The sequence below is a fragment of the Thermoflavimicrobium dichotomicum genome, from assembly GCF_900114055.1.
Taxonomy (GTDB): domain Bacteria; phylum Bacillota; class Bacilli; order Thermoactinomycetales; family Thermoactinomycetaceae; genus Thermoflavimicrobium; species Thermoflavimicrobium dichotomicum.
In genome coordinates this window covers 402,826-414,313 of record NZ_FORR01000001.1, presented here as the reverse complement: position 1 = coordinate 414,313, position 11,488 = coordinate 402,826, and the positions used below count along the sequence as shown (strand labels likewise).

Below are 11,488 nucleotides of genomic sequence, written 5' to 3'. Positions count from 1 at the left end.
ATTGATAATAATTATCATTTTCGGTGATAGTGTTCATTTGTTCATGAAGGAGGCATGGACATGGCATTTCGAATCAAGTATATGGAATTCATCATTGGTGTTTTTTGTGTTGCATTGATATTAACCGCTTGTGGCCAGAATGGAAGCGCCCATAAAGGGAATGGGCAAACCGAGCAAGACATCACCGTGACTGATGCGATGGGCAAAGTGACCATCCCAAACAATCCCCGGCGGGTCCTCGCCCCAAATATGGAAGATTCGCTCGTGGCACTTGGCGTTACACCTGCCGCTCAATGGTCGATCGGCACAACGGTACATGATTACTTACAGCCATATTTGAAAGGGGTACCTAAAATCGAGTGGGACTTGCCATTGGAACAAACGATCAAAGCCAATCCAGATTTGATTATTTTCAGCTCGGCGGCATCCATTAAAAAAGGGCAATATGAAAAATACAAAAAAATCGCGCCTACTTACGTTTTTAAAGATGCGGAAAGCGCGGATTGGCGGAAGCAGCTGCAAGTGATGGGACAATTGTTGGGAAAAGAAGAAAAAGCAAAAGAGGCACTGGCGGACTATGATGCCAAGGTCAAAAAAGCAAGAGCGGACATCAAAGCGGCGATTGGAGATGAATCTGCTGCCATCCTGTGGGTGTTCGGCAAACAATATTACCTGTTTGAAAACACGCGTTATGCTGCAAATGTGCTGTATCACGACTTGGGAGTGGCTCAGCCAGATATGGTAAAAAAACTGCCAAAAGCAGAAACGAACTGGAGCCCGGTTTCGCTTGAAGCGTTGGCTGACCTCGATGCTGACCACATCTTCCTCGTCAGCCGGCCGAATGAAGCCGGTCTGGAACAGCTCAAGCAAAGTTCGGTTTGGAAAAGTATCCTAGCTGTCAAGAAAGGGAATGTATACGAAATGGAAGACCCCAGCCATTGGACGATCAACGGCTTGGTGGCAAGCAAACTGACCATGGATAAAATCATGGAGTCTTTAACCAAATGAGAACGATTTCTCTGTTATGGGACCGCCTTTTGGGCCAGTCCCTTTTTCTGTCCCTAACACTGACCCTCCATGCTTCTCGGCTTTTTGAACATGGACTAAGCTGGTATTCATATGAAAGAGTATCTCTTCACGTCAGTTCAATGACACGATATCCGCTTGCCATGCTATTTGTGATCATTTACTGGCGGTTTGACCTGATCGGTTTAGGGCATGTCTCGTAAATCAGCCGTTTAGCCTGATCATTAAGCTCGCAATATTGCTACTTTTTCAGATAGTTGATGCATCATAGGGGAATGGAGAAGGAATTGCGTCCTCAAAAAAGGAAACTTTGTCAACCAGCGACATGATATCCTGTTTCTTTTTGTTTGATATGAAACATGAAATCTGCGTTTTTTTTTACTATAATGAACAAGGATTATGAACAGAGAAAAAAAGGAGTGCGATTGATGGGATTAACTACGGGTATTGTTGGTCTTCCCAATGTTGGGAAATCGACATTGTTTAATGCGATTACACAAGCGGGGGCAGAGTCAGCGAACTACCCTTTTTGTACGATTGATCCCAATGTAGGGGTTGTAGATGTTCCGGATGAACGTCTGGAGCGTTTGGCAGAGATGGTCAATCCACAACGGATCGTACCTACTTCTGTACAATTTGTGGATATTGCCGGACTAGTTAAGGGAGCCAGTAAAGGCGAAGGACTGGGTAACAAATTTCTGGCACATATTCGTGAAGTGGATGCGATCATCCATCTGGTCCGTTGTTTTGAAGATGAGAATATTACGCATGTATCTGGGAAAGTGGATCCAGCCAGTGATATTGAAACCATTAATTTGGAGTTAGTACTTGCTGATTTGGAGACGGTTGAGAAAAGACTGGATCGTGTGGCAAGACAGAAGAAGAGCGGAGACAAATTGGCGATAGCGGAATATGAGATTTTGACCAAGGTGCAGGAAGCATTGGCTGAAGGCCGCCCGGCGCGTTCGGTAGGTTTGACTGAAGAGGAAAAGTTTATCATTAAAAGTTTGAATCTGTTAACCATGAAAAAAATGTTGTATGCAGCAAATGTGAGTGAGCAAGATGTGGCTCATCCAGAGAAAAATCCACATGTACAAACAGTAAAAGAAATCGCCATGAGCGAGGGGGCAGATATAGTGACGGTTAGTGCCCAAGTGGAAGCAGAGATTGCGGAGTTGGATGAGGAAGAGAGAAAGTTGTTTTTGGCAGAACTGGGTCTGGAAACCTCAGGATTGGATCGATTAATCGCTGCGGCATATCGCTTGCTGGGATTGATTACTTATTTTACAGCAGGAGAAAAAGAGGTACGTGCCTGGACGATTCGGGAAGGTACCAAAGCACCCCAAGCAGCTGGAGTGATCCATTCGGACTTTGAGCGTGGCTTTATTCGGGCAGAAGTGGTTGGTTATCAGGATTTAATGGCTGCAGGATCATTGGTACAGGCACGGGAAAAAGGATTGCTTCGTTTAGAAGGAAAAGATTATGTCGTGCAGGATGGTGACATCATTACTTTCCGCTTTGCAGTTTAATTCTTGCGGCTTCCACATCTTTTTGATAGAATATAGTATCGTGAGTAATTATTACTCCTTGCTCCACTGGAATTGGGTGGAGCCGCAAAGTCCAGAAGGAGGTGTAGTGTGATGCGTAAATATGAAGTAAACTTCATCGTACGTCCAGATGCGGATGAAGAAACCTTGAAGGCAACACGTGAGAAAGTAAAATCGGTGATCACGGAAAATGGCGGTGAAATCCTCGAAGAGCAGGATATGGGTAAACGCCGTCTTGCGTACATGATTGATAAATACCGTGAAGGTATTTACACCGTGTACACTTTCAAGGCAAATCCGGACTTGGTTTCTGAGCTTGACCGGGTCATTAACATCAATGATAACATTATTCGTCATTTAACCATCAACCTGGAAGAGAAATAAACACGGGAAAGGTGAATCATCGAGTGATTTAGAGGGGGAGGATGTCAATGCTGAATCGGGTCATCCTGATTGGGCGGTTAGCACGTGATCCAGAGCTCCGTTATACTCCAAATGGTGTAGCGGTTACGCGGTTTGTTGTGGCTGTCAATCGAAACTATACAAACCAACAGGGTGAGCGTGAAGCCGATTTTATTCCGGTTGTAACTTGGCGTGGATTGGCTGAGAACTGTGCGAATTTTATCCGTAAAGGATCTTTGGTCGGTTTAGAGGGTAGAATTCAGGTGCGAAGCTATGAAAACCAAGAAGGCCGTACAGTTTGGACTACTGAGGTTGTAGCTGATGATGTACGCTTTTTAGAACCGAAAAATCGTGCGGCAGGTCCTGTTGATGATTTTGGACCTACTTATGGTAGTGGAGGTTCTGGTGGAAGCTCTTATGGTGGTAACCGTCAGCAGTCGATGGATGATCCATTTGCTGATGATGGCAAACCCATTGACATCTCCGATGATGATTTGCCTTTCTAGTGAACGGAATAGATAAAGATGATTTTGAGATAGAAGGAGGGAATCAACAATGGCACGTCGTCGCGGAAATAAACGTCGTAAAGTTTGCTACTTTACGGTGAATAAAATCGATTACATCGATTACAAAGACGTAGATCTGCTCAAGAAATTTATCAGTGAGCGCGGCAAAATTTTGCCACGTCGTGTAACGGGCACCAGCTCCAAATATCAACGTCAATTAACCCGTGCGATTAAAAGAGCTCGTCAAATGGCTCTCTTACCATATACCAACGATTAATCTGAAAACAGGGGTCTTGGGTGCCCCTGTTTTTCGTCTAAAAGCAGGAAAATGGCCGGAAGTTGTGGAAAATTCTTCTAGATGTCTTTACATTAAAGGAGTGCAAGACAGATGAACCGGCCGGAGAAAGGGATGCAATTTGCAAAAAATGTAAAAGTTATCGATTGGCTAAAAACTGAAATTCTTGACCAGATTGCCAACCTATATAAGGGGCTTCATTATGCCAATCGTCATTTTATTATAGATAGTTTATCTAGTTTGATTGTTTCGGTTTATATTTTAGCCAGAAGAGTGGGTCTTTCATTTCGGGAGCTGGATCAGGCAGTTATCGAAAAGTTAAGAGAACATAAAAATGAAGGTCACCAATTGGAAGAATGGTATGGTGATCTTTCTTCGCTTGAAGAATACATGAACAAGAGGTGATATAAATCTTACCGAGACAGCCTAGAGAAGCATGGAGAGACTTTTTTCTCCTTACCTTATTCTTTTTGTTTTTGATCAGTTTGTTTATGGCATCGATGCTTCTGTTTGCCTTTTATCTTCTTCCCCTTCCTGTGTTTCTTTTGATCACGCAGTATCGTTTGTCCTATGCGTTGGGCATGGCCGTATTGGCAGGGGGAGTTGTTTTGGCTTTTGGTAATGTGGAGTGGCTATTATTTATATTCTTCGCTTTATTGGTAGGAGTAAGCATGGGCCATGTTTACCGAAAACCGGGGTCGACCGGTACAGATGTTGTCCTTGCTGGCTTCCTTGCTGGTTTTGTTGGAATTTTGCTGATCCTTGGTATCGCTTTTCTGTTTGTTCCAGCCTTTCAACAATTATTAACGGTTTGGGATCGGGAATTAGAGCAAGCTCGGCAATATTGGGAGCAAATGATGGGAGTAGAGTTTGATCCCCATTATTTTCGTTTAAATCTGTTTATGCCTGTTATGCTCTTTTTTATGGTTGCTCCTGTCCCAATTATAAATCTTTGGTTGGGAAGAAAGTGGTTGAAAAGACGTGCTGTTGAAGATAAAAAATTGCCTCCTTTTAAAGACTGGCGTTTGCCAAAAATGTTTTTTTATTTTTATGTTGTAACCATACTTGTGTATTTCCTTGCCATTTTCATGGATTCACCCTTTTTCAATAATTATTTAAGTATCCTTTTTATTTTACAGCTTTTGTTTACGATCCAAGGCTATTCATTGATTGCGTTTTTATTGGATTATGGGGAAAAGAACAAAGCTTGGATGGTGCTGGCCATTTTCCTTGCTTTTACTCCTATTCTTACGATTATTCAATTTTTGGGCTTGGTTGATGTAGGATTTGATTTAAGACAATGGATGATCCAGATGAAGAATAGACAAAAGTAAGTTTGGGGTTTTGATTTTTTGTTGGAGTGAATGCCTCTTTCGCTTAAGATAGCCATTTAATCTCTTTCCTGGTCAAATTTACTTTCAATGCCATAGTTGCGCTGTCTGTGAACTAGGGTAAAATATAACTAAGACCTAACTGATGAAGCATGTTTGATGGATGATCTATCCAAAATTGGGATGTTTTTCATGTAGATGAAGTTTATGAAGCGAGTGCAATTTGAGGGGATAAAGAGATGCCGAGATTTATATTCCAAAGATGGTATGGGTATCACATGGTATTTGCCATGTGTTTTAGCCTGATTCTTACTGCGATTATTTCGATTTATAATTGGATCATTGGAATCTTTGGCTTAGCTGTATTTTTTATACTTGCACTCGTATTGTATCGGGCTGAACAGGCTTTTCGTAAAGATTTTAATCAATATCTATTAACATTAACACATCGCATTAAGAATGCAGGTCAATCAGTATTGGATGAGATGCCGATTGGCGTTTTATTATATGACCGAGATGGACAGATTGAATGGCATAATCGTTATGTACAAGAAATTCTAAACCGGTCACGATTGATCGGAGAGCCATTAAGAGATGTATTTCCAGAGTTAAAACAGGTCAAGAATCAAGACGAAAAAGCTCTGCAGATTCGATTGGGAGAACGGTCGTTTGAGCTGATTCATCAGGCGGAAGAACGACTTTATTTTATTCGGGATATCACTGATTTTGTTCGTCTGAAAGAAAAATATGAGGATGAACAGGTGGTATTGGGATTTCTTCATTTAGACAATTTGGATGATGTAGAACAAGGTTTATCTGATCAGGAAACCACTCTTCTGTTGAGCAATGTTTGGAGTGAAATATCCAGTTGGGCAGAAGAGTATGAGATGACAGTGAAACGGTTGGATACGGATCGGATGTTTTTTGTGACAGAGCAAAAAGCATTGAACAAACTGGTTAAATCCCGGTTTGATATACTGGATGTAGTTCGGGATATGACCAGACAATATAAAATTCCTTTGACATTGAGTATTGGGGTAGCCAGTGTTGGTAACAACATGATTGAGCGTTCTCGCAATGCACAGGCAGCTTTGGAAATCGCTCTCGCTCGTGGTGGTGATCAGGCTGCAGTTCAAAATAAGGAACGAATTGTATTCTTTGGAGGAAAAACCAATGCTGTCGAAAAACGGACTCGCGTTCGGGCACGCGTGATTTCGCATGCGATGAGGAATCTGATTCGAGATAGCAATCGGGTTTTGGTTATGGGGCATAAAGACCCGGATATGGATGCGCTTGGAGCGGCAATCGGTGTTGTGAAGTTTGCTTTGATCAATGATTGTGAAGCGTATATCGTGCTTGATGATAAAAATTCGTCTATTGATCGTTTGATGAAAGTTGTGTATGAACATGATTATCTGGGGGATCATCTCATTCATTCTGAAAAAGCGTTGCAGTGGATAGATGATCCAGATACTCTCCTGGTTCTGGTTGATACGCATAAACCTTCTTTGGCGATTGAGCCCAGGTTGTTGGAGCGAGCAGAACGGATTGTCGTGATTGATCACCACCGTCGGGGAGAAGATTTTGTCGATGATGCTGTTCTTGTTTATTTGGAACCTTATGCTTCTTCCACTTGTGAGTTGGTTACAGAGCTGTTACAGTATCATGAAAGCAGGTTGGCAATGGATCCGCTCGAAGCGACAGCGCTGTTGGCCGGAATCGTGGTGGATACGAAGAATTTCGCTGTGCGTGCCGGTTCACGAACTTTTGAAGCGGCGTCCTTTTTGCGCCGTCATGGTGCCGATCTGACAATGGTTCAATCTTTGCTGAAAGAAGATCTGGACCGTTTTATCAAACGGGCTGAGATTATTAAGAACACGGAATTGTACCATGAGACGATCGCCATTGCGGTGGGTGATGAAAATGAGAGTTATGACCAAGTGTTGATCGCACAAACAGCGGACACTCTTTTAAATATGCAAGGCATTCGGGCTTCGTTTGTCATTTGCAAACGAGAAGATGGATTGATTTCCATCAGTGCAAGGTCACATGGAGACTTGAATGTACAAGTCATCATGGAGCAGATGGGAGGCGGCGGACACTTAAGCAATGCCGCTTGTCAGATTAAAAGCCAGAAGCTGAAAGAAGTAAAAGAACAACTCTTGCGTATTCTGAAAGAGACATTAGAAAGTGGGGGCAAGTAAGATGAAGGTCATTTTACTGCAAGATGTAAAAGGGACTGGAAAAAAAGGAGAAATCAAGGAAGTGGCGGAAGGGTATGCACGTAATTATCTAATTCCGCGCAAATTGGCTGTTGAGGCGACACCTGGGAATATCAATACCCTAAAAGAGCAGCAACGTATTATGAATATCAAAAAAGAAAAAGAACTGGAACGCGCCAAAGAATTGGGGAAAAAGCTGGAGAGTGTCACCTTGAAGCTTGCTACGAAAGCAGGAGAAGGTGGACGGATGTTCGGATCGATTACAGCCAAGCAAATTAGTGAGGAATTGAAGAAAAAGCATCAGCTTTCCGTTGATAAGAAAAAAATTTTACTGGATGAACCGATTCGTTCATTAGGAGTAACCAAGGTACCGGTCAAACTGCATCCTGAAGTTACAGTAACCATCAATGTGCACGTGGTGGCAGAGTAATCTTGCCATAAAAGATAGGTGGCACTCCACTAGGGGTGGGGTGCTTTTTTATTGAGTTGGGAGGTGAAGCAAATGAGTGATTTGTTTGCTGATCGTCTTCCTCCACATAATATCGAAGCTGAGCAAGCAGTTTTGGGAGCGATTTTAATTGAACCATCTGTATTGCTGACTGTGAATGAGCGATTAAGGGCAGAAGATTTTTATCGGCAAAGTCATCAAAAGCTTTTTCAAGCAATCAATGATTTGGCACAAAAAGGAGAACCGGTTGATTTAGTCACTTTGACGGCTGAACTGCAGGATCGTAAATGGCTGGAAGAGGTAGGAGGAGTAGCTTATCTTACAGAACTGGCTGGTATTGTGCCGACAGCTGCCAATGTGGAGTATTATGCGCAAATTGTAGAAGAAAAAGCGATTCTACGTCGGCTCATTCGCACAGCTACCCAAATTGCTGCTTCAGGTTATACTGGTGGAGAAGATGTAGCCGATGTGATTGATGAAGCGGAACGTAAAATATTGGAGATCTCACAGCGACGTATGCGAGGCGGATTTATTCCCATTGGCAATGTACTGATGGAGTCATTTGAGCAAATCGAGTCCATGTATAATAGTCAGAAGGGGTTAAAGGGAATTCCCTCCGGATTTGTCGATTTGGATCGGATGACTTCCGGTTTTCAAAAGTCTGATTTAATTATTATTGCAGCTCGTCCAAGTATGGGAAAAACTGCCTTTGCACTGAACGTGGCTCAGAATGTTGCACTTCGTTCAGGGCAGACTGTCGCCATTTTCAACTTGGAGATGTCGGCTCAGCAGTTGGTAATGCGGATGCTTGCAGCTGAAGCAAATATTGATGCCCAGGCATTTCGCACGGGTAATTTAAAAGAAGAAGATTGGGAAAAACTAACGATGGCGATCGGTACATTAAGTGAAGCGCCTATTTTTATTGATGATACGCCTGGTGTTACTGTGTTTGATATTCGCTCAAAGTTGCGCCGTCTTCAGGCAGAACATGGTTTGGGACTGGTCCTTATTGATTATTTGCAATTGATTACAGGAAGAGGTGGGGATAGCCGCCAACAGGAAATTTCGGAAATATCCCGTTCCTTAAAGCTGATGGCTCGGGAATTTGATGTGCCTGTCATTGCTCTGTCTCAGCTTTCGCGTGCTGTCGAACAAAGGCAAGACAAACGGCCGATGTTGTCTGATCTGAGGGAATCCGGTTCGATTGAGCAGGATGCGGATATTGTAGCCTTTTTATATCGGGATGATTACTACAATGAAGATTCGGAGAAAAAGAATATTGCCGAAGTGATTATTGGTAAGCAAAGGAACGGTCCAGTGGGAAAAGTGGAATTGTTATTCCTGAAAAACTACAATAAATTTTTGAGTCTTGAAATGAAGAATCAGGATATTCCCGAATAAAAAATGATTTTTTCTTATTAATGTTCGTTTTTATTTGACCTGGCGGGGGATAGATTGTTAAAATAGAAACGTAGCTTGGCATGGTACGGATCAATGAAGTAGATGCATGCCCCGTAAGGAGGAAAAAACATGTCTACAGTAGTGGTTGTAGGTACCCAATGGGGAGATGAAGGAAAAGGTAAAATCACGGACTTTTTAGCAGAAAAAGCGGAAGCAGTTGCCCGTTATCAAGGTGGGAATAATGCGGGTCATACCATTGTATTTAATGGAACTCGTTATAAGTTGCATATGATTCCCTCGGGGATTTTCTATAAAGAAAAAATTTGTGTACTTGGTAATGGTATGGTAATCAATCCGCAAGCTTTAGTGGAAGAATTGGATTACTTGATCGAACATGGAGTGGATCCATCCAATTTGTGTATTTCCGATCGAGCTCATCTTATCATGCCTTATCATATTCGGTTGGATCAGGCGGCTGAGAAGAGAAAAGGTACCAACAAGATCGGCACAACCGGAAAGGGAATTGGTCCAGCTTACATGGACAAAGCGGCACGGATCGGTATTCGTGTGGGGGATCTTCTTGATCCAGAGGCTTTTGCGGAGAAACTGAAGCGGAATCTGGAAGAAAAGAACCGGATCCTGGAGCAGCTTTACCAAGAAAAAGGGTTTACATTTGAAGAGATTTATGAGCCATATATGGCTTGTGCTGAACGCATTCGTCCTTATATTACAGATACATCTGTTGTATTGAATGATGCCATCGACCAAGGGAAACGTGTTTTATTTGAAGGCGCTCAGGGGGTCATGCTGGACATCGATCAGGGAACCTATCCATTTGTGACCTCATCCAATCCAGTGGCTGGTGGTGTATGTATTGGATCAGGAGTAGGCCCAACCAAAATTCATCAGGTTGTAGGTGTAGCCAAGGCTTATACTTCTCGTGTCGGGGATGGACCATTCCCAACAGAACTCCATGATGAAATCGGTGATCGAATTCGCGAGATTGGCAGAGAATACGGTACAACAACAGGGCGTCCACGCCGAGTCGGTTGGTTTGACTCCGTCGTTGTAAGACATGCACGCCGGGTGAGCGGAATCACCAGTTTATCATTAAATTCATTGGATGTGCTTACTGGTTTGGATACGGTGAAAATCTGTACGGCGTATCGTTATAAAGGGGAAATCATTGAGAATTACCCCAGCAATTTAAAGATCTTGTCTGAATGCGAGCCAGTGTATGAAGAGTTGCCAGGTTGGAAAGAAGATATCACAAAGGTACGCAGTTTGCATGATTTACCATTGGCAGCCCAGCATTATGTGGAACGTATCACCCAATTGACCGGAATTCCATTAGCCATTTTCTCTGTGGGGCCTGATCGTGATCAAACAATCCAGGTACGTCCGGTTTATATATAAAAAACTGATAGACCTAGCATCCGCTCTATGTTGGATGTTAGGTCTTTTTTTCTAAAAGTCATTTCAAAAATCCCTGGAGTTACAGATCGATATAACACCCGCTTCGTTTTTTCACTAAACCTGTTCACTTATGGTATGTCTCACCCCGATTGATTTTACAAGCACGATAGATTTGTTCAAGTAAGAAAACGCGAATCAGTTGATGGGGAAAGGTCATGGCTGAAAAAGATAATTTCATATCAGCACGTTCAAGAATAGAGGAAGAGAGCCCATAGGATCCGCCAATCACAAATGTAATGTGGCTTTTTCCGTAAGTGGTTAATTGATCCAATTTTTTAGCAAAATCGATGGAAGAGAGGGATTTCCCATCAATAGCCAGAGCGATGAGATAGGTATCTGCATGCATGGCTTTCGCTATTCGTTCTCCTTCTTTATCCAGGATCAGATGGATTTCGGTTGGAGATACAGGATCTTGGCTTTTTTCCTCAGTCACTTCTGTAATTTCTACTTTCGCATAAGATTGAAGGCGTTTTAGATATTCTTCACAAGCTTGGCGCAAATATTTCTCTTTCAACTTGCCGACCGTGATCAAATGGATACGCATTGAATTCCCTCATTTCTCACATTTCAGGTTCGAAGATTAACTGATAGACAGGTTCCTGACCGCACCATTTACACGATGCTTTTTCGATGTGAAAGGCAGGGGAATATGGTTCCAATACGGGTGCGACATGATATTCGTCGATGATATCGTCCATGAGATAATCCACATGTTCTTCACAAGCATGCCAAATCATATAGGGTTCTCCTTCCTGATTTTGTACGATCCACAGATAAAAGAACCCAGAATCCTTTTTGCCAGGATGCTGGGTTTGAATTTATTTTACAAACCGT

The 11,488-nt window shown here is 42.7% G+C and carries 14 protein-coding genes; 12 read left to right on the top strand and 2 right to left on the bottom strand.

Annotated features, from left to right (window positions below; genetic code table 11):
- Positions 1 to 60: 60 nt before the first annotated feature.
- The 12 genes from BMZ78_RS01945 to BMZ78_RS01895 all read left to right on the top strand — a co-directional run bounded on the left by BMZ78_RS01945 (position 61) and on the right by BMZ78_RS01895 (position 10,594).
- Positions 61 to 1,008, top strand: coding sequence for an iron-hydroxamate ABC transporter substrate-binding protein (locus tag BMZ78_RS01945; protein WP_245739692.1), 948 nt, complete (start codon positions 61 to 63; stop codon positions 1,006 to 1,008).
- Positions 1,005 to 1,229, top strand: a complete 225-nt coding sequence (locus tag BMZ78_RS18465) for a hypothetical protein (protein WP_139203247.1) — start codon at positions 1,005 to 1,007, stop codon at positions 1,227 to 1,229. Before BMZ78_RS01945 ends, BMZ78_RS18465 begins: the two co-directional genes overlap by 4 nt.
- A gap of 225 nt (positions 1,230 to 1,454) precedes the next feature.
- The gene (ychF, locus tag BMZ78_RS01940) at positions 1,455 to 2,555 is read left to right on the top strand and encodes a redox-regulated ATPase YchF (RefSeq protein ID WP_093227494.1); all 1,101 of its coding nucleotides are present in this window, start codon (positions 1,455 to 1,457) and stop codon (positions 2,553 to 2,555) included.
- A 111-nt stretch (positions 2,556 to 2,666) separates the two neighbouring features.
- Complete coding sequence (rpsF, locus tag BMZ78_RS01935; protein WP_093227492.1) at positions 2,667 to 2,957, top strand: 30S ribosomal protein S6; 291 nt, start codon at positions 2,667 to 2,669, stop codon at positions 2,955 to 2,957.
- Between the two features lie 47 nt (positions 2,958 to 3,004).
- Positions 3,005 to 3,481: a single-stranded DNA-binding protein gene (ssb, locus tag BMZ78_RS01930; RefSeq protein ID WP_093227490.1), complete on the top strand. Its 477-nt coding sequence runs from the start codon at positions 3,005 to 3,007 to the stop codon at positions 3,479 to 3,481.
- Positions 3,482 to 3,530: 49 nt separating this feature from the next.
- Positions 3,531 to 3,758, top strand: a complete 228-nt coding sequence (gene rpsR, locus BMZ78_RS01925) for a 30S ribosomal protein S18 (RefSeq protein ID WP_093227487.1) — start codon at positions 3,531 to 3,533, stop codon at positions 3,756 to 3,758.
- 111 nt (positions 3,759 to 3,869) lie between these two features.
- A complete protein-coding gene (locus tag BMZ78_RS01920) occupies positions 3,870 to 4,181 on the top strand; it encodes a MazG-like family protein (RefSeq protein ID WP_093227485.1) in 312 nt (103 codons plus the stop codon).
- A 65-nt stretch (positions 4,182 to 4,246) separates the two neighbouring features.
- On the top strand, positions 4,247 to 5,110 hold the full coding sequence (locus tag BMZ78_RS01915; protein ID WP_093227483.1) for a DUF2232 domain-containing protein: 864 nt from the start codon (positions 4,247 to 4,249) through the stop codon (positions 5,108 to 5,110).
- A 236-nt stretch (positions 5,111 to 5,346) separates the two neighbouring features.
- On the top strand, positions 5,347 to 7,311 hold the full coding sequence (locus BMZ78_RS01910) for a DHH family phosphoesterase (RefSeq protein ID WP_093227481.1): 1,965 nt from the start codon (positions 5,347 to 5,349) through the stop codon (positions 7,309 to 7,311).
- Between the two features lies 1 nt (position 7,312).
- Complete coding sequence (gene rplI, locus BMZ78_RS01905) at positions 7,313 to 7,759, top strand: 50S ribosomal protein L9 (RefSeq protein WP_093227479.1); 447 nt, start codon at positions 7,313 to 7,315, stop codon at positions 7,757 to 7,759.
- A gap of 72 nt (positions 7,760 to 7,831) precedes the next feature.
- Positions 7,832 to 9,178, top strand: coding sequence for a replicative DNA helicase (dnaB, locus tag BMZ78_RS01900; RefSeq protein WP_093227477.1), 1,347 nt, complete (start codon positions 7,832 to 7,834; stop codon positions 9,176 to 9,178).
- Positions 9,179 to 9,307: 129 nt separating this feature from the next.
- The gene (locus tag BMZ78_RS01895) at positions 9,308 to 10,594 is read left to right on the top strand and encodes an adenylosuccinate synthase (RefSeq protein ID WP_093227475.1); all 1,287 of its coding nucleotides are present in this window, start codon (positions 9,308 to 9,310) and stop codon (positions 10,592 to 10,594) included.
- Positions 10,595 to 10,718: 124 nt separating this feature from the next.
- On the opposite strand, the gene rlmH is transcribed toward BMZ78_RS01895, so the two are convergent.
- Together rlmH and BMZ78_RS01885 are read right to left on the bottom strand one after the other, a co-directional pair.
- On the bottom strand, positions 10,719 to 11,198 hold the full coding sequence (rlmH, locus tag BMZ78_RS01890) for a 23S rRNA (pseudouridine(1915)-N(3))-methyltransferase RlmH (protein ID WP_093227473.1): 480 nt from the start codon (positions 11,196 to 11,198) through the stop codon (positions 10,719 to 10,721).
- A 16-nt stretch (positions 11,199 to 11,214) separates the two neighbouring features.
- Positions 11,215 to 11,391 carry a CxxH/CxxC protein gene (locus tag BMZ78_RS01885; protein ID WP_093227471.1) on the bottom strand — a complete coding sequence of 59 codons (177 nt, stop codon included), beginning with the start codon at positions 11,389 to 11,391 and terminating at the stop codon, positions 11,215 to 11,217.
- Positions 11,392 to 11,488: the final 97 nt, after the last annotated feature.